Source organism: bacterium (assembly GCA_019637795.1).
Lineage (GTDB): Bacteria > Desulfobacterota > Binatia > HRBIN30 > CADEER01 > JAHBUY01.
Map to the genome: position 1 here is coordinate 604781 of JAHBUY010000005.1, position 22863 is coordinate 627643.

General features: G+C 72.8%; 18 protein-coding genes and 2 pseudogenes. 9 read left to right on the forward strand and 11 right to left on the reverse strand.

From position 1 onward, the window contains the following. Positions 1–106: 106 nt before the first annotated feature. Entirely contained in the window at positions 107–514 is a 408-nt protein-coding gene (locus tag KF840_19680; protein MBX3027128.1) for a type II toxin-antitoxin system VapC family toxin, read from the reverse strand. A gap of 108 nt (positions 515–622) precedes the next feature. On the opposite strand from KF840_19680, the pseudogene KF840_19685 reads away from it, so the two are divergent. Further along, positions 623–1632: pseudogene (locus KF840_19685) on the forward strand (IS630 family transposase). On the opposite strand, the gene KF840_19690 reads toward KF840_19685, so the two are convergent. The 3 genes from KF840_19690 to KF840_19700 form a co-directional block, all read right to left on the reverse strand. Beyond that, positions 1629–1886, reverse strand: a complete 258-nt coding sequence (locus KF840_19690; protein MBX3027129.1) for a hypothetical protein — start codon at positions 1884–1886, stop codon at positions 1629–1631. The pseudogene KF840_19685 and the gene KF840_19690 sit on opposite strands and share 4 nt — an antisense overlap. A gap of 346 nt (positions 1887–2232) precedes the next feature. Next, a complete protein-coding gene (locus KF840_19695; protein ID MBX3027130.1) occupies positions 2233–2757 on the reverse strand; it encodes a BON domain-containing protein in 525 nt (174 codons plus the stop codon). A gap of 458 nt (positions 2758–3215) precedes the next feature. Continuing rightward, positions 3216–4184: a WYL domain-containing protein gene (locus KF840_19700; GenBank protein ID MBX3027131.1), complete on the reverse strand. Its 969-nt coding sequence runs from the start codon at positions 4182–4184 to the stop codon at positions 3216–3218. Between the two features lie 273 nt (positions 4185–4457). Between KF840_19700 and KF840_19705 the strand changes: the two genes are divergently transcribed. Together KF840_19705 and KF840_19710 are read left to right on the forward strand one after the other, a co-directional pair. Next, positions 4458–5645 (forward strand): cytochrome P450, encoded by a 1188-nt coding sequence (locus KF840_19705; GenBank protein MBX3027132.1) that lies wholly within the window; start codon positions 4458–4460, stop codon positions 5643–5645. A gap of 105 nt (positions 5646–5750) precedes the next feature. Continuing rightward, positions 5751–6170, forward strand: coding sequence for a GFA family protein (locus KF840_19710; protein MBX3027133.1), 420 nt, complete (start codon positions 5751–5753; stop codon positions 6168–6170). A 51-nt stretch (positions 6171–6221) separates the two neighbouring features. Here KF840_19710 and KF840_19715 read toward each other — a convergent pair whose 3' ends face one another. Together KF840_19715 and KF840_19720 are read right to left on the reverse strand one after the other, a co-directional pair. Beyond that, complete coding sequence (locus tag KF840_19715) at positions 6222–7385, reverse strand: cation:proton antiporter (GenBank protein ID MBX3027134.1); 1164 nt, start codon at positions 7383–7385, stop codon at positions 6222–6224. A 92-nt stretch (positions 7386–7477) separates the two neighbouring features. Next, complete coding sequence (locus KF840_19720) at positions 7478–7999, reverse strand: hypothetical protein (GenBank protein ID MBX3027135.1); 522 nt, start codon at positions 7997–7999, stop codon at positions 7478–7480. Between the two features lie 224 nt (positions 8000–8223). Here KF840_19720 and KF840_19725 point away from each other — a divergent pair, with 224 nt between their 5' ends. Together KF840_19725 and KF840_19730 are read left to right on the forward strand one after the other, a co-directional pair. Next, entirely contained in the window at positions 8224–9174 is a 951-nt protein-coding gene (locus tag KF840_19725) for a hypothetical protein (protein MBX3027136.1), read from the forward strand. Next, on the forward strand, positions 9171–10181 hold the full coding sequence (locus KF840_19730) for a hypothetical protein (GenBank protein ID MBX3027137.1): 1011 nt from the start codon (positions 9171–9173) through the stop codon (positions 10179–10181). The genes KF840_19725 and KF840_19730 overlap by 4 nt, the downstream gene beginning before the upstream one ends. Positions 10182–10220: 39 nt before the next feature. Here KF840_19730 and KF840_19735 read toward each other — a convergent pair whose 3' ends face one another. Then, a complete protein-coding gene (locus KF840_19735; protein MBX3027138.1) occupies positions 10221–11942 on the reverse strand; it encodes a neutral/alkaline non-lysosomal ceramidase N-terminal domain-containing protein in 1722 nt (573 codons plus the stop codon). A gap of 489 nt (positions 11943–12431) precedes the next feature. Here KF840_19735 and KF840_19740 point away from each other — a divergent pair. Continuing rightward, positions 12432–13793: pseudogene (locus KF840_19740) on the forward strand (alpha-L-fucosidase). An 87-nt stretch (positions 13794–13880) separates the two neighbouring features. Here the strand turns inward: KF840_19740 and KF840_19745 are convergent. From KF840_19745 to KF840_19755, 3 genes are all read right to left on the reverse strand, one after another. Continuing rightward, positions 13881–14312 (reverse strand): PIN domain-containing protein, encoded by a 432-nt coding sequence (locus KF840_19745; GenBank protein MBX3027139.1) that lies wholly within the window; start codon positions 14310–14312, stop codon positions 13881–13883. Continuing rightward, positions 14309–14560 carry a hypothetical protein gene (locus tag KF840_19750; GenBank protein MBX3027140.1) on the reverse strand — a complete coding sequence of 84 codons (252 nt, stop codon included), beginning with the start codon at positions 14558–14560 and terminating at the stop codon, positions 14309–14311. Before KF840_19750 ends, KF840_19745 begins: the two co-directional genes overlap by 4 nt. Positions 14561–14625: 65 nt before the next feature. Beyond that, on the reverse strand, positions 14626–16803 hold the full coding sequence (locus KF840_19755; protein ID MBX3027141.1) for a hypothetical protein: 2178 nt from the start codon (positions 16801–16803) through the stop codon (positions 14626–14628). A 122-nt stretch (positions 16804–16925) separates the two neighbouring features. Between KF840_19755 and KF840_19760 the strand changes: the two genes are divergently transcribed. From KF840_19760 to KF840_19770, 3 genes are all read left to right on the forward strand, one after another. After that, positions 16926–17480 carry an NAD(P)H-dependent oxidoreductase gene (locus KF840_19760; protein MBX3027142.1) on the forward strand — a complete coding sequence of 185 codons (555 nt, stop codon included), beginning with the start codon at positions 16926–16928 and terminating at the stop codon, positions 17478–17480. A 290-nt stretch (positions 17481–17770) separates the two neighbouring features. Next, positions 17771–21481, forward strand: coding sequence for a DUF2791 family P-loop domain-containing protein (locus tag KF840_19765; GenBank protein ID MBX3027143.1), 3711 nt, complete (start codon positions 17771–17773; stop codon positions 21479–21481). Then, positions 21472–22392 (forward strand): class I SAM-dependent methyltransferase, encoded by a 921-nt coding sequence (locus KF840_19770; protein MBX3027144.1) that lies wholly within the window; start codon positions 21472–21474, stop codon positions 22390–22392. Before KF840_19765 ends, KF840_19770 begins: the two co-directional genes overlap by 10 nt. On the opposite strand, the gene KF840_19775 is transcribed toward KF840_19770, so the two are convergent. Beyond that, the gene (locus KF840_19775) at positions 22334–22849 is read right to left on the reverse strand and encodes a carboxymuconolactone decarboxylase family protein (protein MBX3027145.1); all 516 of its coding nucleotides are present in this window, start codon (positions 22847–22849) and stop codon (positions 22334–22336) included. The genes KF840_19770 and KF840_19775 overlap by 59 nt on opposite strands. Positions 22850–22863 lie beyond the last annotated feature (14 nt).

The following is a 22863-nucleotide window of genomic DNA, read 5'->3' on the forward strand; positions in this document are numbered from 1 at the left end:
TGACGCTTCATCGTTTCATACCGCACGGCGGCGCCTCATCGTGTTCACGCCAGCGGTGAGTGCTGTGGAGAGTACGTGTCCTTCACGGCGTAAAGCCCACGCATTGTCAGGCCGTCCAATCGACGGTCGTGAGCCCCTCGATGGCGCTGAAGTCGCTGTCACGGGTTACCAGAGTGGCACCCAGGGCTGATGCCGTGGCGGCGATCCAGAGGTCGTTTTCATCGAGCGCGAGCCCTTGCTGCTCGCGAGTCCGCTTCATGTGTGCGTAGGCGTCGCCGGCAGACTCGGGCACGGGCTCGCACGCGATGGTGGCGAAGAACGGTGCCGCCTGCTTCGTCAGGTCCTCGCGCCGACGACCTTGCGGAAGGCGGGCAAGCCCGTAGAGAATCTCGCCCCGAACGATCGAGCAGATGACCACCTTGTCGTTCGGACCGAGCACTGCAAGCTGCGCCGCAACACGCGGGTTCTTGCGCATGAGGTCGGAAACCGCGTTGGAGTCCAGCAGGAAGAGCAAGGCGGCTCCTCACGCGTTCCCGGCGTCGAATAATCCTTCCGCGTGCGTGGCTATTGAGTATCGTAAAATATAGTGACATTGAGCGGCGGATGTGATACACGACGATCCATGGGAAATCCGGCGGGGGTGAAGCGGGATTTTGATGAGTTGGAACGGCGGCGACTGGAGGCCGCGCGGTTACTGAAGGCCGGGGTGAAACCGGCCGAGGTGGCGCGGCGGGTGGGCGTCCATCGCCAGTCGGTGAGTCGCTGGGTGCAGCAGTTGGCGACCCACGGGCGGGCCGGGCTGAAGAAGGCGGGGCGCGCGGGGCGCCCACCGCGCCTGACCGCCTCGCAACGCCGCCAGCTCGAACGCGCCCTGCAGCGCGGCCCGGAAGCGCTCGGATACCCCACCGGGTTGTGGACCACCGGGCGCGTCGCGGAGCTGATCGAGCAGGAGTTCGCGGAGCGCTTCCATCCCGGCCACGTCTGGCGCTTGCTCCGGCAGCTCGGGTGGAGCTGCCAGCGGCCGACCGGGCGCGCCCTGGAGCGCGACGAAGCCCGTATCCGCTGGTGGAAACGCGAGCACTGGCCCGCCCTTAAAAAAAAGCCCGCCGCGAGCGGCGCACCATCGTCTTCATCGATGAAAGCGGACTCAGTGAGCGCCCGCACCGCTGTCGGACATGGGCGCCGCGGGGGCAGACCCCGGTCCTCCAGTATCACTTCCACTGGAAGACGCTCTCGGCGATCGCGGGCGTAACGTGGTGGCAGTTCTACTTCCGGCTGTACCCCGGCACGATCAAGAGTCCGGAGATCGTCGACTTCTTGGGCCGTCTCCAACGGGCCCTCCCCGGCAAGCTGCTCATCATCTGGGATGGGCTGCGGCAGCACCGCAGTCGACTGGTGAAGGACTTCATCGCTCGCCAGCGCGGCGCGATTCACCTGGAGTACCTGCCCGCCTACGCGCCGGAGCTGAACCCCGTGGAATACATCTGGGGGTACTGGAAGAAGCATGAGCTGCCCAACTTCTGTCCGAAGGACTTCTCGCAGCTCACCACCGTGGCGCGCCGCGCCTTGCGCCGAATGCAGCGCCGCCCCACGCTGGTGACCGCCTTCTGGCAGCAAGCGGAGCTGTTCTAGATCCCGTCACTATATTCTGCGAGACTCAATAGCTTGCCAGCCTCGATCATGCGTTCCAGCTCATCGACATCACCCGGATTGAGATTCGGCAGAGCGTGCATGGCCTGCAGGACAGCCTGGGGTGACCCCGCCGTCGTCTCGTCGACAGCGCGGACGATTACCTCGACCGCCCCTCGGATCTCGGACAGCGGTTCATCCAATTCGATGTGGCATGGGTCATTGAGTTTCCCGCGAACAACAACCGCTCGTAGCATGACTCACCTCTCGCTTCCCGCCGCGAAATCATACCCCGCGCAATCCCGTGAGGCCACGCCGAGAGCTGCCGTCACGACGCCGAGCTGGACCCCGATCCCGAACGACCCGTGGTGAATCAACGATCAGCGTCTTCGAAATTGTCCCCTGCGGGGACAATTCGTGGCGCCTGACGGCGCTGCCTCGCGGTCTAAGAGATCAGATTCACTCTGGTTCTCTGGCCCCGGACTCGGGTTCGAGTCCCTCTTTCGCATTCAGCTCGCTCAGGCGCGTTCGACCACCTCTCCGGCCGCCGGCGCGCTACCCCCTCTCGCAACCCGACCCGGGGTCCGCCGGGCGATCGCGGGATCACAGCACGCGCAGCCGCTTCTCGTATCCGGGCTCCGGCAGGAGGAGGAAGTTCGTGACGCCGGAGACGCCGCCGACGCCCTGCGCGGCGGCAACGGCGGCATCGACGGCGGCCTGGTCGGCCACGACGCCGAGCAGCACCACCTCGCCGGCGAGCACGTCGATGTCGATCTGGGTCACCCGATCGCCGGCGGCGGCGAGCGCCGCCTTCACCTCGCCCTCGATTGCGAGGTCGGTGGCGGTCGACGAGCTGGCCGGCTGCTGGGGCAGGTACGTCGCGACCGAGCGCACGCCGGCGACGCCCTGCGCGGCGCTGACGACGCCCTGCCGCTGCGCGTCGCTCGTCACGAAGCCGACCAGGTAGGCGTGCCCCATGTAGACGTACGGCGTGACATGGACCACCGCCTCGGGCGCGGCCGCCAGCAGGGCTTCGCGCAACGCGATCTTGAGTCGGTCGTCCGCGGCTTGCGCGGGTGCGCTCTCCTCGCTCGCCGCCGCCTTGGCCATGGCGCGATACGGGCGCATGCCGCCACACCCGGCGAGCAGAGAGAGCCCGGCGATACACGCGAGCGCGGCGCACGCATTCCGGCGACGTCGACGGGTTCCCATATCACCTCCCCAGTGTCGGCGATCGTGTACCACGGGGGCGCGTCACCGCCACAGCGAAAGCGGCGGGACCCAACCGCACGGTCGCGATGCCCCGTCCGGCGGAACCGGCGCCGCCCGTCACCTCCGGCGACACCCTGGCCGCCGTCCCAGCGCACCACCGATCCGTTCAGCGTCGGCCGCCGCCTCGGTGCCGTGAATGAGCACTTCGCCTCGCTCGACATGGGCTGCCGGCCTTCCCTGGTTGAACGGTGCATCGTGGCCCGCACCGTGGCGTTCATCCCGACGAGCCGAGGGCAGCGGATGCGATGCGCGGCGCGCGCCGGCCGTCGGCCCGCTCGCCGGGCGCCGCGGCGCGCGAGCGTGCCCGATGTCCGTCACGCCGACGCGGGATAGAGGGATGCCATCGACCGGACCGTCGCCGCGATCTCCGCCCGCAGCTCGGGCGGGCGCAGCACCTGGACGTAGGCGCCGAAGCCGAGGATCCAGTGCTTCAGCTCTTCGGTGCCGCGCACGGTCATCGACAGCACCGTCCGGCCGTCGCGCCGGCGCTGGAAGCGCTGCGTCGGGTGGATCCGCCGCGCCCGCAGATAGGCCGCGGTCTCGGCGTTCATGATCAGCAGCTCGACCCTGGTCTCCGGTCCGTCGACGATGCCGAAGATGCCTTCGGTGTGGCGCTGCGGCGAGTAGCGCTTCGGATACGCGAACCGTTCCGGCAGGCGCTCGGCGCTGCGGACGCGCTCGACCGCGAGGGTGACGATCTTCTCGCCGCGGTGGCTCCGACCGACCAGGTACAGTCCGCCGCGGTACATCAGCAGCGTGTACGGCTCGAATTCGTGCGTCTTGCCGCGCCCGAGCAGGCCGCCGTAGTCGATGCGCAGCTTCTGCTCGTAGACGAGAGCCTGGACGATGGCGTCGAGCTGGTCGTCGCAGGCGCGGTAGTCCTTCACCGCGTAGGGGACGACGAAGAACTTCTTCTCGAAGTCGGCGAGCCGCCGGCGGTGCGCCCCCGGCAGGGCGCGCGCGAAGCGCTCCCAGAGGTCCTCGATGCCGTCCTTGATGACCGTGCCGTCGAGAAACTGGAACACCGCCAGCGCGAAGTAGAACGACAGCACCTGGAAGACGGTGGAGTCGGGCCGCTGCGCCGCGTCGGCGATGCGCAGCAACCGCCTCCCGCCGCGCGAGATCGCCTCGATCAGCGGCCGCTCCTCGGCGTCCACCAACTCGCGGCGACAGACGGCGATGTACCGCAGCAGCGTGCGCTCCGAGATGCCCAACGCGTCGCCGATGGCGGCGAAGCTCCAGCCGTGCGGCCGCTCCAGCAGCCCGAGGAGCAGCCGCGCCATGCGGATCGCGTCGCCATACGACGGCGCCCGCGCCCTGTCGCCGCCGGCTCCCTTGCGACGTGCCCTCGCTCGTCCCGCCATTCCCCCTCCGCTCGGCGCACCGAATCGCGCGCCGATCGCGCTGTCAACCGGCGGCGGCGCCGGGCGGGGCGATCGGCCGTGCCGCCCCGCGGCCGGCGCGCACCAGCAGTCCGTGGGCGCCCATGTCCGTGGGCGCCGATTGCAAGGCGCCGCCGCGCCTGCCAGAAAGCGCCGCCGGGGAGAGGACCGCCCATGCCCGAGCATCCACGCCATCCGGCCATCGCGCTCACCGACGGCGCCTTCTACGCCGCCGATCCGCATCCCCACTTCGACTGGATGCGCGCCCGGGCGCCCGTCTACTGGGATGAGGCCGGCCAGGTCTGGGGCATCACCGCCCATGCCGACGTGCTCGCCGTTTCGAAGGATGCGAGCACGTTCTGCAGCGGCAACGGCATCCGCCCCGACCAGCCGCCGATGCCCTACATGATCGACCTCGACGATCCGATGCACCGGCGGCGCCGCGGCCTGGTGAGCCGGGGCTTCACGCCGCGCCGCGTCCTCGACCGCGAGGCGCGCGTGCGCGCCATCGCGGTCGAGCTGATCGAACGCGCGCGCGAGCGCGGCCGCTTCGATTTCGTCGCCGACGTCGCGGCGTGGCTGCCGCTGATCGTGATCGGCGACATGCTCGGCATCGAGCCCGCCGACCACGCCCGCCTGCTGGCCTGGTCGGAGGCGATGATCCTCGGCGCCGGCGCCACCGATCTCGACCACATCCTGGGCGCCGCCAGCGCCTTCGAGGAATACTGCGCCTACCAGCGCGACGTCATCGCCGATCGACACGCCCATCCGCGCGACGATCTGGTCAGCATCCTCGTCCACGCCGAGATCGACGGCACCCGCCTGAGCGACGACGAGCTGCTGATGGAGAGCCTGCTCATCCTCATCGGCGGCGACGAGACGACCCGCCACGTCCTCAGCGGCGGCATGTACGAGCTCCTGCGCCACCCCGAACAGCTCCGTCTGCTGGCCCGCGAGCCGGCGCGCATCCCGACCGCCGTGGAGGAGATGCTGCGCTGGGTGAGCCCGATCCAGAACATGGCGCGCAGCGCGACGCGCGACGTCGAGCTGGGCGGCCAACGCATCGCCGCCGGGCAGAAGCTGCTGCTCCTCTATCCGGCCGCCAACCGCGACCCGGCCGTGTTCCGCGATCCGCATCGCTTCGATGTCGAGCGCACGCCCAACGAACACGTCGCCTTCGGCATCGGCGGGCACTTCTGCCTCGGCGCCAACCTCGCCCGGCTCGAGCTGCGGGTGTTCTTCGAGGAGCTGCTGCGCCGCATGCCCACCCTCGAGCTGGCGAGCGCGGCGCTGCCGCCGCGCCGCCCGTCGAACTTCATCTGCGGCATCGAGAGCCTGCCGGTCGAGTGGCGCGCCGGCTGATCCCGGCGCGGCCTTGCGATGGCCGCGACCCGCCGGTAGGTCTCGGCGCCGGAGGGACGTCTGATGGTCGCGCTGCCACTGGTCGGGGGATGCCAATGCGGCGCCGTGCGCTACGAGGTCACGCAGCCGCCGCTGATGATCTACAACTGCCACTGCACCAACTGTCAGAAGATCGGCGGCGGCGCGTTCTCGACCCCGATCACGGTCATGGAAGCGAGCTTCGCCTTCACCCACGGTGAGCCGCGGCGCCACGAGTGGCTCTCGGATGCGGGCAATCGGCGCTTCGGGTGGTACTGCGGCGACTGCGGCAGCCGCATCGCCCACGGCCAGACGCCGTCCTCCGGCGTCCTCAGCGTGCGCAGCGGCACCCTCGACGACACCAGTTGGATCGAGCCGGTCGGCGACATCTGGACGCGCAGCGCCCAGCCCTGGGTGACCTTCGGCGACCGCCTGCGCGCGGAGCGCCAGCCGACGGATTACGCGCCGTTCGTCGAACGCTTCCGCGCCCAGCGACGATTCGCCTGACCGCGCCGGGGCGCCGCGGCCCGGCGTCCCATTCCGCCGCGGCGCGCCGCCCTACCGCTGGCGCACGGTCAGCGCGATCAGCGGGAAGAGGAGCACGGAGAGGATCCCCGCCCCGACCAGGGCGGCGGCGTTCTCCGGCAGCATGCGGCCGGTCGCCTTGCCGATCTCGGTGATGACGACGATCAGCGGCAGCGTGGTCGCCGAGTAGAGCGCCAGCACGGCGCGCTCGCGGGCGGCGAGCGCGCCGCGGTAGAGCAGCAGCGCCGGACCGCCGCGCACGACCAGCAGCAGGACGAGGAAGAGCGGGATGCGCGCCAGGCTGGTGGCGCTGGCGGCGAGGGCCGGCAGGTCGATCTGGGCGCCGCTGACGACGAAGAAGATGGGGATCAGGAAGCCGAAGCCGAGCGCGTCGAGCTTCTGCCGGAAGGGCTCGGCGCCGGGGCCGCGCGAGACCAGACCGACCACGCTGCCGGCGGCGAAGGCGCCGAGCAGGATGTCGAGGCCGAGCAGGTCGGCGAGCACCACCAGCCCGCCGAGCAGCAGCATGGACAGCCGCACCGGCAACTGGCTGGTGCTCTGCAGCGTGCGCGACAGCAGGGCGATGACGTGCGGCGGGCGCAGGCGCAGCGCCATCGCGGCGCAGGCGACGGCGATGCAGACGAAGGTCGCCAGCAGCCCGGAGCGCACCGCCAGGCCCTCGTCGCCGGTGATGAGGAGCGAGAACAGCACGATCGGGCCGAACTCGGCGACGGCGCCGGCGCCGAGCACGAAGCGGCCGAGCTCGCTGTCGAGCTCGTCGGCCTCGCGCAGGATCGGCAACAGGGTGCCGATCGCGGTGGTGCTCAGCGCCACGGCGACCAGCACCGGACCGGAGACCAGACCCGCGGCCTGCAGGGCGAAGGTCAGCGCCAGCGCCACGAGCACCGAGAGCACCCAGCCGCGCAGCCCGAGGCGCAGCGGCTGCCCGCGCAGCTTGGCGAGCTCGAGGTCCATGCCGGCGAGGAAGAAGAGGAACGACAGCCCCAACGCCGACAGCGTCTTCAGGCTGCCCTCGGCCTGCACCAGGTCGAGCCCGTGCGGGCCGATGGCGACGCCGAACAGCAGCTCCAGCACGACCAACGGCAGACGCAGGCGGATGGGCAGCTCGTTGAACAGCGGCGCGATGGCCGCGACGAACAGCACGGCGAGCAGGGCGTGGGTGTGCGTCGGCTGCACTCAGCGCTCCCTGGCGACCGGGCGCGTGCCCCGTCGGAGGCGGATCGACGGCGATGACCGCCAGCGACCGGCGCGGCACACGGCTCGCACCGCTAGAACGGATCGAGGATCGCCGGCTCGGCGCCGGACTTCTTCGCCGGCGTGGGCGCGCTGACCGGCGTCGACGGCATCGCCGCGCTCGGCTCCGCCGGGGCGGCGACGCTCGGCGCCGCCGCCGGCGTCGGAGTCGCTGCGGGCGCGGCACTGGCTTCGGCCGGCGGCGGCGGCGGGGCCGCGGTGGCGGTCGCCCGCGCCGTCGGCAGGCGCCAGACGAGCTGCGCGTTGTCGACCCAGCCGCTGAGGCCACTCCCCGGCGCGGTGACGTTGGCGTAGCCGCGCTCGATGCGCGAGCGCGTGACGCGCTCGTGCAGCGCCAGGTGGCCGACGACCGCTGCCGCGGACGACGGCTCGGCATAGACCGTCAGGCCGGCGACCGCGGAATAGAAGACCTCTCCCCCCTGCGCCGCGGGCGTGGCGGTCGGCTCCGGCGCGCCGCCGAACCAGTGACCGAAGCTGGCACACCCAGCGAGCGTGACGGCCATGGCGATGGCGGGGAGCGCGCGAGCGCGGAGCATGCGCGCCGCTCTATCACTTTGCCCGACGCCTTTCCCAGCCCCGGGGCACCGGCACCGCGCGCCGCGCGCGCGCTCCTCTCCGGCCACCCGCCGTGCCTTCCCTTTCTCGCTGCCGCGTGGTTGGTCTCGCACCGATCGACCTGACGGGCACCGGCCGCGCCCTGGCGGCGTCGGCGGATGAGCGTCAGGGCGAACAAATTCGAGCTCCCACGAGGTTTCCCCCCATGGCGCGACACCCCCTCCGTTCCCCCAGCGCGCGGCGCGATCGGCGCCTCGCCGCCATGGTCGCCGCGCTGCTGCTCGGGCTCGGCGGGCTGGCCTCGGGCCTCGCGGCCGCCGGCGCCATCGCCGAGGACGACCCCGCGCCGGTCGACGCACCGGCGGCGCCGTCGATCACGCCGGCGCCGGAACCGTGCTCCGGCGAGCCGCCGGCATCGGGCCCCTGCCCGCAGTGCACGACCGACGTGCCCGGCGCGTCGCCCTACCAGAACAGCCTGCCGGTGCCGAGCCCGCTGCCCGGCTTCAATTACGTGGTGCAGCTCGTGAACGAGTCCGCCGCGACCCTGCTCGCCGGCGCCAATGCCGCGCATCGGGGGAACGCGTCCGTGGGCGGGCCGATCCCGCCGCCGATCGCGGTGCTGCCGCGCGAGGGGACGTGGGTGATGCAGCCGAAGGGCGCGCCCAACTTCGGCAACGTCCTCACCATCGACATCCCGCCCGGCTGGGAGGGCACGCAGTGCCCGCAGACCAACCCCGCGTGCGGCGCCGACGGCCCGCGCTTCTTCGCCCGCACCGGCTGCAAGTACGACATCGAGCACAACCTGGCGCAGTGCGAGACCGGGAGCTGCGGCGACGCCTACGACTGCGGCCAGCAGGCGCTGCGCGATCCGCCGCTCGCCAGCGCCGGCCGGGCGCCGCTCACCATCGTCGAGTGGACGTTCAACTCGCAGGGCGGCCAGGGCTACGTCTATCCCGACATCAGCCTGGTCGACGGCGTCAGCATCACCGCCGACGTGCAGGCGCTCGGCCGCCACTGCGCCAGCAAGCCCGGCGCGCCGACCGAACCCAACTGGCTCAGCCAGAACCAGCCGCTGGCCATGCACGGCGTCGACCTGGCGAGTCCGACCGCTGCCTGCCGAGCTTCCGCCTCACCCGCGGCGAGGTCGGCCAGATGATCCAGGGGCAGGGCAATCCGGACGACGTGGTCGGCTGCTTCACCAACTGCGGCCGCTACGAATATCCGCGCACGCCGGACCCGCACTGCGATCCCACCACCGACGCGCGCTGCAGGGCCTGGTTGGCGTTCTGTTGCTACACGCCGCCCGGCGACCCCAACCACGTGTACGGCGGCGCCTGCACCGACGACAGCCAGTGCGCGCAGAGCGGCGGCTGCTGGGACACCGGCGACGGCGGCCCTTCGGTCTGTTCCTGCCGCGCCTACCTCAAGAACGAGACCTGCCCGCCCACCGTCTGCACCCATCCGTACACGCCGCAGAACAAGAGCGCCCAACCACCGTTCGGCCACTGCGCCGACGTGACCGGCGATGCCACCGCCTGCATCGGCGACGACACCGTGCACGAGGTGTTCCCCGGCGGCTACACCTGGCCGAACGATCCCCAGACCTACGCCAGCGACGCCCGCGTCTACCGCGTCATCTTCGCGCCCGGCGGCACCACCGTCCCCATCACCGACTCGGGGCCGATCCCGCTCTGCAGCGCGCTGCCGGAGAGCTACGGCTACGCGGTGCAGCAGCAGATCTGCAAGAGCGAGATCGACGCCGGCGCGCGGTTCGCCGGCGCGGCGCTGTCCCCGACGTGCGAGACCACCGACGACTGTCCGATCATCCCCGGCAGCACGCCGCCGGCCCACTTCGGCTGCGACCCGCTGCACAAGCGCTGCGCGAGCTGGTCCTGCCGCACCAACGACGGCGGGCCGGTTGCCGCCGGCGCCCTGCTCTGCCGCTGGTCGGCGGCGGCGACGTCGCCATCGCCGACGCCGACCAACACCCCGAGAGGGGTGGGCGGAGCGCCGACGCGCACGCCGCAGCCGACGGCCGCGGGCGGCGCGGGCTCCGGTGATGGCTGCGCCGTCGGCCCGGCCGGCGACGCGAACGGCGCCGCGCTGCTCGCGCTCTGCGGCGCCGCGCTGCTGCTGGCGCGCCGCCGCGCGGCGCGCCGGTGACCCGGGCTCAGCCAGCGGATACCGACCGCGCGGCGGGCGTCAGCGCGGCACCGGCAGATCGCGGCGCTTCGCCAGCTCCTCGGGGGGCACCGGCGGCGGCCGCGTCGCGCGATCGTGCCGGCGCGCGTCCTCCGGCTTCGTCAGCTCGCGGGCGAGCGCCATCAGGCGCGTCTGGAACGCCGCCAGCGTCCACTGGCCGAAGATGGTGTGGCCGCCCTCGTAGCACTGCGCCTGGTACTCCTCGTAGGTGGTGACGTAGCCCATGTAGTCGTTGGCGTAGCTGCAGAACAGCACCTCGGCGACGCCGGCCGACCGCAGCTCCTCCGCGACCGTTCCGGTCAGCCGCGCCCCGGCGGTGGTGGTGAACTCGCCCGGGCAGCAGACGATCGCCAGCGGACCGAGGCGCAGGATCTGCAGCGGCAGCACGGTCGGCACCAGCGGACTGGCGGCGATCGCGCCGATGCGCGCCTGGCGCTTCAGCTCGGCGATGCTGGGGTCGGTGACGTCGGGCATCGCCAACCTGGCGAGGGGCCGGCCGAGGATCTCCTTGCGCCCGGCTTCGAGCACGATGGCCTTCACGCCCTGCGCGGCATAGAGGCGGCGGTAGTAGTCGCGATCGGCCGCCGGCAACTGCTCGAGGCGGGCCAGTCGCCGGCGCTTGAGGGTGGCGGCGATCACCCGCGCCAGCACGCCGAGCAGCGGGTGCATGCCGCGGCCGTCGACCGGCGTGCCTTCGAAGAAGCTGACGCCATGACACGGCTCGCTCGTCTGCGCATCCGGCTGGCCGTTGGCGAAGCGCGGCTCGGCGGTCACGGCGGTGAAGTCGACGTAGCTGAGGATGGCGTCGAGGGGTCCTTCCAGGGGCATGCCCGCCTGCTCGGCCAGCATGCTGAGCGCGCGCTCGCTCTGCGCCCGGCCGTTGCGCTCGGCATACGCGTACTCGGCGGCGCCGCGGATCCGCTGGCGGCGCCGCCGGTCGCCGGGACCGTGGTAGTACGGCGAGACGTCGCCGGCGGTGGCCTGGGCGAAGATCGCGACCGGATCCGCGGCGCCCGCGGCGCGCAGCGCCTGCTCGGCATGGGCCGCGGCATAGCCCTTGTTGTCGCCGTCGAAGCGGTCGAGCGCGTTGCCGACGCAGGTGGCGTGCACGCCGAAGAGCGAGAGCAGCGCCTGCACCCGGCCGTCGCGGTGGCAGGCGATCACGGTCATCGCCCGGTCGAGCGCCAGGTGGCGCTCCAACTCGCCGCGCCGCACGACGTCGGGATTGCGATTGTACGCGCGCAGCGAGCGGTTCCACGCCACCGGCACCCGCGGGTCGAAGGCGGCGCGGTAGAGCCGCAGCTCGGCCGGCGCGACCCGCTGCCAGGCGGCGACGACGGCGTCCGTGATCGCCTGCACCACGGCGTCGTAGTCCGGCGTCACGAAGCCCGGGGTGGCGACGTTGTACAACGCCTCGTGCGAGCAGCCGCCGGGCCCGGAATGGGTGTGGGTGCAGGCGACGACCAGGCGGTCCTCGTCGAAGTCGGCGCCGAGGCGCTGGCGCAGCGCATCGCGGACGCCGCTGCGCACCGCGTGGCTGATCGAGCCGAGGTCGGCGCAGCAGAGGACCAGCCGCCGCGCGCCGTCGCCGACGCACAGGGCGCGCGCATACAGGGGCGTCTGCCGACCGCGCGCCCGATGGCGCCACAGGCCGTAGCCGAACATCGCGTAGCCGCGCGGCTCGACCCGGATCTCCGCGCGCCCCCACCCTGCGTGCTGCATGCGCTGCTCACCCTCCCCTGCGTGCCCCCCTTAGCGCCTTTGCCGGCCGGGCTGTAGCCAACCGGCCGGGGAACGACCCGCGGGCCGCGCGCAACGAGATGCCGTCTTCCCCTTGCCTTTGCCGGCGATTCCGACTGGACTGCTGCCGTGATGATGCGCGTCGTCGGCTTGGGGTCGGTCGTCCTGCTCGCCACGCTGCTGGCCGGGCCTCTGGCCGCGCCGGCGCGCGGCCAGGACTGCGTCGCGGGCTGCACCGCCGACTGCGATGACGACGGCCGCGTCACGGTCGACGAGTTGCTCAAAGCGGTGAGCGTGGCGCTCGGCACGGCACCGGTCGACGCCTGCGCCACCGCCGACCGGAACGGCGACGGCAGCGTCACCGCCGACGAGTTGGTGGCCGGGGTCGCGGTCGCGCTGCAGGGCTGCGGCGTCGCCAGCGCGCCGGCGACGCCGCCGGTCGCAGTGCCCGCCGACCTCGAGCAGCGCCCACTGCCGGACTGGTACGCGGACGCCAAGCTGGGGATCATGATCCACTGGGGACCGTTCGCGGTCCCGGCGTGGGCCGAGCGGACGCTCGATCCCGAGAAGATCTTCACCGACCCGACCGACCCCAACTATTTCTACTCGCTGCAGGGTGTCGAGGCGTTCCTCACCCACAACCCGTACAGCGAGTGGTACCGCAATTCGTTCGCCATCCCGGGCAGCGCCACCTGGCAGCACCATCGCGACACCTGGGGCGCCGACTTCCCGTACGAGGGCTTCGCGCCGCTCTTCGCGGCCCAACTGGCGCAGTGGCGGCCGAACACCTGGGCGCGCCTCTTCCAGGAGGCCGGCGCGCGCTACGTGGTGCTCGTCACCAAGCACCACGACGGCTACACGCTGTGGCCGAGCGCGATCGCCAACCCGGTCTACGGCGGCGGCTGGCAGGCGCCGCGCGACGTCGTCGGCGAGCTCACCGACGCGGTCCGCGGCCGCTGCCTGAAGATGGGGCTCTACTACTCGGGCGGCATCGACTGGACCTGGACGCCGCCGCCCTTCGCCACCATCGCCGACGCCCTGCGCCTCACCCCGCAGGACCCGGCATACGCCGGTTACGTCGACGCGCACTGGCGCGAGCTCATCCGCCGCTACCAGCCCGCGGTCCTGTGGAACGACATCGCCGCGCCGCCGACCGAGGACACGGCGCAGCTCTTCCGCGACTACTACGCCGCCGTGCCGGACGGCGTCGTCAACGACCGCTGGGCCGCCGCAGGGGTGCCGGCGCACCACGACGTCCGCACCGCGGAATTCAGCGTCGACGACGCCATCTCGCCCGACAAGTGGGAGGCGGTGCGCGGCATGAGCCGCGGCTTCGGCTACAACAGCAACGAGACCGACGCCGACTACGGCCCGCCGGAGAAGTTCGTCTACCTGCTCGTCGACGTCGTCGCGAAGAACGGCAACCTGCTGCTCAACGTCGGCCCGCGCGCCGATGGCTCGATCCCGGCGCCGCAGCAGCGCATCCTGGCGACCCTCGGCCATTGGCTCGCCGCCAACGGCGCCGCCATCTACGGCACCCGCCCCTGGCTGCGCCACGCCGCCACCACCGACGCCGGGATCGCGGTGCGCTTCACCGCCGACCCGACGCGCGGCATCGTCTACGCCATCCTGCTCGGCACACCATCCGAGGGCGATCTCACGATCGACGGCTTCGACGCCGCCGCCAGCGCCGTGCGCCTGCTCGCCGACGGCGCCGCGCTCCCGTTCGCGTCGACCGCCGCCGGCCTGCGCGTCACCCTCCCCGCCCTGCCGGCCGACGGCCTCGCGCACGCCCTGGCGATCGAGCTCGCCGCGCCGCCGGCGAGCCGCTGACCGCGCCGCCCGGGACACGCCCGCCGCGGCGACTGCGCGCGCCGACGCAACGCGGACCGACGCCGCGACGCGCGCGGCGCCACCGCCTCAGGCGGCGAGCGGGTTCTCCCAGCGCAGCGCCGCGAAGCGGGCGAAGTCGCCGTCGGTGCTGCAGAGCACCAGGCCGTGGCCGACGGCGATGGCGGCCAGGTGCGCGTCGGCCACCAGCTTCGACGCGCTCGCCGCGCCGCCGAGCAGCGAATCGAGAATCTCGCGATGCCGCTCCGTCGGCTCCGGCACCCACACCGTCGGCAGGTCGAGCCAGGCGACCACCCGTCGCCAGGCCGCGGTCATCGCCAGCGGCCGCGGGAAGATGCGCGGATTGGTGATGATCCGCAGAAAGGCCAGCACGCTCGGCCACGGCAGGCCGACGCGGGTCGGCGCGTTGAGGCGATCGTCGAGCCAGGCGCGCGCCGCCGCGTGCTGCTCGAAGTCGGACACCGTCGCGTACAGCAGCAGGTTCGCGTCGACCAGGATCATCGGTGCTCGTCGCCTTCGGCGAAGGCCAGCACCTCGGAGAGGTCGTCGATGTTGGGCAGGCGGGGCGCCCCGAGCGACACCGGCTCGGTGCGATAGCGGCGGGCGCCGCCCGTCCGCCTGGCCTGCACGCTCGCCAGGCCGGCGCGCAGCAGCGCGTTGACCGTGTCCTTGAACGACTCGTCGCGCGCCTTCTGCAGCTTGGCGATCTCGCGCGCGACGTCCTCCTCCAGGGTCAGCGTGGTCCGCATGCATCAGCCCATACTATCGTGATGCGTTGATGTCGAGCGGCGGCTCGCCGGCGGGGATCGGCGCCTCAGTCGGCGTTCTCCGGCGGCACCGGCGCGGTGCAGGCCTGACCGTTGCAGACGTCCGCGATGGCGCCGCCCGGATGCCAGAACTGGCTCTTCAGCTCCTGGACCTCGGGAATGTTCGGCGTGTCGTCGTGCGGGTCGTGCCCCTCGCGCGGCGGCGTATTGCCGAGCGGCGACGGCGGCGAGCCGGTGTCCCAGAGGACGTACGCCGATCCCGAGAACGGGTAGGCGTCGATCGGCGTCAGCAGCCAGCCCGGATCGCTCTCGACGACGCGGCCGGGGTTGGCGATCGGCACGTGCGCCGCGGCGCCCATGGTCGCGGCCTCGACGCGCAGGCTGTACTCGCTCACCTGGTGGTCGCCGACCGCGCCGAGCAGCAGGACCTCGTGCGCCGGCGTGCCGGGCAGCGGATCGGCGGTGACGTGATTGGCGTAGCCGTTGGTCTCGCCGCGGTCCCAGAGGAGCTGCGCCACCATGATGCCGATGACGCGATCGTAGCGGCGGGGGTAGTTCGGGCGCAGGATGAGATTGAGGTAGTCGTCGAAGTCGACGCTGCGGTCGAGCAGCACGGCGTAGTTCATGCCGGCCTCGCCGAGCACCGCGCGGGTGAAGTCCTGGGCCACCGCGGTGAGCGCGCCGCCGAGGATCGCGCCCTGGCTGTTGCCGTCGAAGTACAGCTCATCGGTCTTCAGGGCCGGCTGGCCGTCGAAGCGGAAGGCGTCGTGGGCGCTGAACCCGGCCGGGTGCTTCATCAGCCGTCCGAGGTAGAGGAAGGCGAGCAGCCCCTGCTGCAGGCGGTCGGGAATGGGCGGGAACTGGGAGAGATCGCCGAGCGCGGTGACGGCGGCGACGACGTCCTCCTCGGCCATGCCGTACCAGTCGGTGGCGCAGTAGGCGATGTTGTGGTTCGCCGACATCTTGCGGGTCAGGCTGCCGTTGACCTCGCTGCGGCTGCCCAGCAGGCCGTGGCCGTAGAGCGCCATGCGCGCCGGGCTGTCCGCCGACGCCGGCGGCAGGTTGCAGAGATAGCGGGCGGTGAACGTGCCGGGCTGGCGCTGTGGCCGTCCGCGGGCGTCGAGCACGAGGCGGCCGCCGGGTTGTCCGCCGTTGGTGAGATACAGCGGCAGCGCGAACGTGCCGGCGATGCGCCGGCGCACGAAGGGGTTCGGATCGTCGACGACGCTGTCGACGGTGAACGCCGGCGCGTCCGCGCCGAGCGCGGCGAAGGCATCGTCGCGCATCGCCAGCAGGCGGCCGGTCAGGCTCTCGGTGCTGGCGACGGTGAAGTCCCACGCCAGTTGCAGCGGCGCGCGGTCGACGCCGGCGGCGGCGAGCGCGGCGAAGACGCGCTCCATCGCCGGGCGGCGCGCCTCGAACAGGGCGTCGGTGGTGCGGATGCCGTCGCGATAGGCGACGAACGGCGGCGGCGGCGGCAGCGCCTGGCCGTCGGCGTCGACCAGCCCGCGCAGGGCGACGACGATGCGGTGGCCGTCGGCGAAGTTGACGCTCGGGTGCAGCAGCAGCAGCGGCGTCTCGCCCGGGTCGGCGATGGCGTCGAGCTCGGCCCAGAACGGATGCCGCTCTCCGGTGGTGGCGTCGAGCAGCACGATCGGCGAATCGGCGGCGAGCGAGCGGGCGGCGTCGACCAGGCTGGGAAGCTGGCTGCGCTGCGCGTCGAGGCCGTCGAGTTGCACCAGGATCGGCGACCCCGGGCTCCAGCCGTCGCCGCGGTTCTGGTCGGTCGGATCGACGTGGCTGCCGGCGACGTTGACGGGGAGCGATTCGGCGGCCAGCGCCAGCCGGCGGCCGGTCGGGGTGGCGGCCGCGACGGTGAAGTAGTCGCTGGGCAGCGGCAGCATGCACGCCGGCAGCAACGGATCGCAGCGCGCCTCGCTGGCCTGATCGATGGCCAGCGCCGGGCATCCGAGCAGGGCGACGTGCACCGCGGCGAGGATCTCGTCCACCCGCACCGTGCCGTCGTGATCGGCGTCGGCGGCGGCGCAGGCGGCGAGCGGCGCCGCGCCGAGCGCGATGTCGACCATGCGCATCAGCTCGTCGATGGTCACCGGGCCATCGCCGCCGCAATCGCCGGCGCAGAGCACCTGCGCCCGCGCCGGCGGCGCGGCGCCGAGCAACCAGCCGAGAAGGACCAACGCCATTGCGGTGCGGGTACGGGTCATGTCCCCGCGATACCGCGCCGCGCCGTCTATCGCCAACCCCGCCGAGCGGCTGGCGCGGCGCCGGGCCGGGCGGTACGGTGTCGGCACCAAGACCGGACCGCGAGGAACCACGGAGGTCGAGCATGAGCCAGTACCGCATCGCCGTCGTCGTCGGCAGCCTGCGCCGCGATTCCTACAACCGCCGCCTCGCCAACGCCGTGCAGCAACTCGCGCCCGCCGAGCTCGCGTTCGCGCCCCTGCGGATCGACGATCTGCCGCTCTACAACCAGGACGACGACGCCGACCCGCATCCGGCGGTGCGGCGCCTGAAGAGCGAGATCGCGGCCGCGCAGGCCCTGCTGTTCGCGACGCCGGAGTACAACCGGTCGATGCCGGGGGTGCTGAAGAACGCCCTCGACCACGCCTCGCGGCCGTACGGCCAGAATGCCTGGGCCGGCAAGCCGGCGGGGGTGCTCGGCGCATCCATTGGCTCGACCGGCACGGCGCTGGCGCAACAGCACCTGCGCAACGTGCTCGCCTATCTCGACGTGCCGACGCTGGGACAGCCCGAGGCGTTCATCCAGGTGAAGGACGACTTCTTCGACGCCGCCGGCGGCATCGCCAGCCCGGGGAGCCGGAAGTTCCTGCAGGGCTGGATGGACCGCTACGTCGCCTTCGTGAAGCGGCACGTGGCGTAGGCGCGCCGGGCACGGGCCCGCCGGGCCCTGCCCCCTGCCCGGCGCGATCGATCGCGGCGGCGGCCGGCGGGCCGCGCCTTCGCGACGCCACGGCGCCGCGCGCGCCTCCGCCGGAGCGCGTGACCGGGTGGAGGAATCGTTGACGGCGTCGGCGACCTCCGATACGAACGCCGCACCGATGGGGGGCGGTGGGGTCCCCCCGCCGCCGCCCGCCGTGCCGGCCCGAGCGAGCCGAGCGTATCGCACCACGAGATGGCATCCGCGACCCCCGGAGAAGTGAAACACGTGCGATGGCTGCGGAGGGGGTGCCGACGGCGGGGATGCCCGTGAACATCGCCCGACCGGCGCCCGGCGTCGTCCCGCCTGCCACCGCGCCGACCCGCGGCATGCCGCCGCACGCCGTTCTCATCGGCGGCCGCTACCAGGTGCTGAACGAGCTCGGCAGCGGGGGCATGGGCGAGGTCTTCCGCGTCCTCGACCGCCTCACCGGCCGCGTCGCGACGCTCAAGCGACTCAAGGCGACCCACGTCCGCGCCTCGAGCACCCTCGGCATCGACTGCCGCCTCGCGCTGGCGCAGGAGTTCCGGCTCCTGGCGTCGCTCCGCCATCCCAACATCATCAGCGTTCTCGACTACGGCTTCGATGCCGACGGCCATCCCTACTTCACCATGGATCTGGAGGAGAACGCCCGCAGCATCATCGCCGCCGGGCGCGGGCGGCCGCCGGCGATCCAGGCCGAGCTGATCGCGCAGGCGTTGCGGGCACTGGTCTACCTGCATCGCCACGGCATCATCCATCGCGACCTCAAACCCGACAACCTGCTCGTGGTGCGCGACCAGGTGAAGCTGCTCGACTTCGGCCTCTCCGCGCACCGCACGTTGCTCGACAGCGAGGACGCGATGCTGGTCGGGACGCCGGCGTACATGGCGCCGGAGGTGATGCAGGGCGGCACCGCCTCCGAGCAGAGCGATCTCTACGCGCTCGGACTCATCGCCTACGAGCTGTTCACCGGCCGTTATCCGTTCGACGAGTCGACGGCGGCGGCACTCTACGCCGATGCCCTGCACACGCCGCTGCCGCGCCCCACCGACGATCTCGACGAGCGGTTCACCGCCGTCATGGCGCGCCTGCTCGCCAAGGATCCGGCGGCCCGGTACCGCGGCGCCGAACAGGTGATCCGCGATCTCGAGCTGGCGCTCGGCCAGCCGTTGCCGATCGAGACCATGGCGACGCGCGAGAGCTTTCTGCAGGCCGCCCCGTTCGTCGGCCGCGCCGACGAGCTGACGACGCTGAGCACCGCCCTGGCCAGCGCCGCCAACGGCCACGGCGGCACCTGGCTGATCGGCGGCGAGAGCGGCGTCGGCAAGTCCCGGCTGCTCGAGGAGATCCGCATCCAGGCGCTGGCGCGCGGCTTCGTCGTCCTGCGCGGCCAGGTGGTCAGCCAGGGCGGCAGCCCGTATCACCCGTGGCGCGACGTGATCACCAACCTGCTGCTGCACGCGCCGGTGACGCCGGCGCAGGCGGCGGTGCTGAAGCCGGTCGCGCCGGCCATCGCCGCGCTGGTCGGGAGCGAGGTGGCCGACGCGCCGATGGTCGACGCGTCGGCGGCGCAGTCGCGGCTGATGATCGCGGTCGAGGAGCTCTTCACCGCCGCCGCGGTGCCGGTGGTCGTCATCCTCGACGACCTGCACTGGGCGGGCAGCGAGAGTCTGCAGATGCTGAGCTGGCTGACGCGGGCCGCCGAAGGCCTGCCGCTGCTCCTGCTCGGCACCTACCGCCTCGACGAGGCGCCGCACCTGGGGCAGGCGGTGCGCGGCGCGCACGCGCTCACGCTGCCGCGCCTGGCGCCGGACGAGGTCGCGGCGCTCTGCGAGTTGGTGATCGGCCCGCGCGGCGGCACGCGCGAGGTGATCGCGCTGGTGCAGCGCGAATCCGAGGGCATTCCGCTGTTCATCGTCGAGGTCCTGCGGACGCTCGCCGAGAGCGCCGGGCACCTCGCCGAGATCGGCGACTTCGGCGTGCCGCGGCGGGTCGTCGGCGGCGGCATCCAGCGCGCCATCCGCCGCCGCCTGACGCGGCTGCCGCCGAGCGCGCTCGAGCCACTGCGGACCGCGGCGGTCATCGACCGCGCGATCGACCTCGCGCTCCTCGCCTTCCTCCACCCGACCCTCGACCTCGCGACGTGGACCACGGAATGCGCCATGGGCGCCGTGCTGGAGGCGCACGCGGGGACGTGGCGATTCGCCCACGACAAGCTGCGCGAGCTGCTCCTCGAGGATCTCGACCCGACGACCCGACGGGCGCTGCACGGCCGCGTCGCGCGCGCCATCGAGAGCGTCCACGCCGGGCGCACCGAGTACGTCACCGCGCTCGCCCACCACTGGCGCCAGGCCGGCAGCGAGGAGAAGGAAGCCCACTTCTCCGAGCGCGCCGGCTTCCTGGCGCTCGAGAACGCCGCCTGCCAGGAGGCGGTCGCCTACTTCGATCGCGCCCTCGAGCTGCTGCAGGGGCCGGCGGAGGTGGCGGCGCCGCCCCGCCGCGCGCCCTGGCCGCGGTGGGATCGCAACGCCGGCGTCGACCCGACGAGCCATGCCTTCCGCCTGGCCCGTCTCGACGCGGCGCTCAGCGAATCGCACTTCCGTCTCGGCAACCTGGCGCTGTGCCGCGCCCACTCCGAGCGCACCCTGGCGCGGATCGGCCAGCCGACACCGCCGCGCCGCATCGGCTGGATCACCGGCGCGCTGCGCGAGGCGCTCATCCGCGCGCTACAGCGCGCCTGGCTGCGCGGGCGCCCATCGCCCGTCGCCAGCCGCGAGGTCGCCAGCGTCATCGCCCCGGTCGAGCACCGGCTGACCGAGGCGTACTTCTACGCCCTCGACCCGCTGCCGATCCTCTGGCTGCTGCTGCGCATCGTCAACCGCTGCGAGCCCGTCGGACCCTCGCCAGCGCTGGCGCAGGCATACATCCTGCTCGCCGTTCTGGCGGAGACGCTGCCGCTGCCGCGCCTGGCTGCGACCTGGCGCCAGCGCGCGCTCGACATCACGCAGGCGAGCGGCACGACCCGCGACATCGCCCTGGCGCTGTCGCGCACCGCGGTGATCGCGCTCGGCACCTGCCGCTGGCCGGAATCGCACGCCTCGCTGCTCGAGGCGGCGACGCTCGCCGAGCAGGTCGGCGACATCCGCCTGCTCGAGGAGACACAGTCGCAGCTCAGCGCCCACTATCTCTACGTCGGGGAGTACGAGCGCGGCATCGCCGCCAAGCAACGGTCGCTGTCGCTCAGCCGCCGCAGCGGCAACCGCCAGGCCGAGTGCTGGGGACTGCTCGGCATGGGCGACATGCTGACCCGCCTCGGCCGCCCGCTCGAGGCGCTGCCGTACTACGAGGAAGGGCTCGCCAAGCTGGACGAGCGCACCACCACCACCGACACCATCTGGGGCATGGGCATGCGCGGGCTGGCGCGGCTGCGCGGCGGCGATCCCGCCGGCGCCCTCGACTCGGCCCGCGGCGCCCTCGCCCACCTGCTCGCCACGCAGCCGCTCGGCTACTGGGTGCAACACGGCACCGCCGCCACGGCGGAGGTCTTCCTCACCGCGCTCGAGTGCGATCTGGCGCGGCTCGGCGAGAGCCGCGCCGTCGTGCTCCGCGAGGCGCGCCAGGCCACCCTGTGCCTGCGCCGGTTCGCGCGCCGCTTTCCGCTCGGGCGCTCGCACGCCGCCCTGTGGAGCGGCGTCGAGGCCTTCCTCCAGGGGCGTCAGGGCCGCGCCCAGCGTCTGTGGCGGCGGACGCTCGGCGTCGCCGCCGAGCTCGGCACGCCCTACGAGGAGGCGCGGGCGCACTTCGAGATCGGCCGGCGCGAGGCGGTCGGCGATCCGGCGCGGCGGCCCCATCTCGAGCAGGCGCGGGAGATCTTCGCCCGCATCCAGTGCCGCATCGAGCTGGAATGGACGCGACAGGCGCTGGCGGGCGCGCCGCCGGACACGACTGGAGGATGGGCGTGAGAACGGAGGCGCTGGCGGTGCTGCGCTGTCCGGACTGCCACGGCGGTCTGCGCTACCGCGGCGAGACGCGCGACGGCGCGGCGTGGAACGGCGCCCTGGGGTGCGCGCGCGGCCATCGCTGGCCGGTCCGGGACGGCCTGCCCCATCTGGTCGATCCGGCGCAGGTGCGCGGTCTCGACCGCATCATGCGCGTCGCCTACGACTGGTTCGGCGCGCTCCACGACCCGGCGGTGCGCTTCCTCCTGCCGGTGTTGCAGTGGGAAGCCATCGATCGCCAGAACTACCTGCGCCGCCTCGAGCTCGCCGCCCTGCGCCCGCGACGCGGCGGACCCCTGCGCATTCTCGAGGTCGGGGTCGGCGGCGGCGCCAACATCCCGCTCGTCGAGGCCGGGCTGCCGCCGGGGCTGGAGGTCGAATACTGGGGCGTCGACCTGAGCGAGGGCATGCTGGCGCAGTGCCGGCGCCGCCTGATCGCGACGCCCCCGCGACATCCGGTGGCGCTGCTGCTCGCCGACGCCCACGCCCTGCCGTTCCCGGACCACCGCTTCGACCGCGTCTTCCACACCGGCGCGATCAACGCGTACAACGACCCGCGCCGCGGCCTGGCGGAAATGGCACGGGTGGCGCGCCCCGACACGCCGATCGTCGTGCTCGACGAGCAGCTCGACCCGCACCGCGCGCACGGCTGGTACCCGCGCCTGATGTTCGGGGCGCTGACCCTCTTCGATCCGGCGCCGCGGTCGCCGCGGGCGCTGCTGCCCGCCGCGGCGACCGGGATCCGCGACGAGCAGGCGAGCCGCTTCTACTACTGCCTGACGTTCCGCATGCCGGCGGCGCGCCGGGCGGCGCCGGTCAGCCGTCGAGCCCGGCGCGCATCGCCTCGAACATCGCGTCGGGGGCGATCGGGTTGATCCCGCGCTGCGGCTGCTGCGCCAGGCGCTCGGCGAGGAACCGCAGCAGCCGCACCTCCATCTCGATCCCGTCGGTGAACGAGGGGATACCGGTGTAGATCCCGGCGAGGAGCAGGATGTGCGCGATCTCGGCCGGCGAGACGCCGAGCATCAGCGCGATGTACATGTGCAGCGCGATGTTGGAGTTGATCTCGCGCGCCGCCAGCAGGGCGATGATGCAGCGCTCGCGGTCGCGCTCCGAGAGCTGATCGCGCGGCTGGTCGTCATCGGGCGGCAGCCGTCCGTAGAAGAGCGCTTGGATCGCTTCCAGGAGGGGCCTGGACGTCGGGTAGACGGCGGGCAGGAGGGTGCCCATCTTCGTCTTGAACGCGCCCTGCGCCCGCGCGTCGGCCCACGCCTCGCGCAGCCGCTGCAACTGATCGTCGGTGAGGATCTCGTTCAGGTCGCTCGGGTCCATGGGGCCTCCGGTCG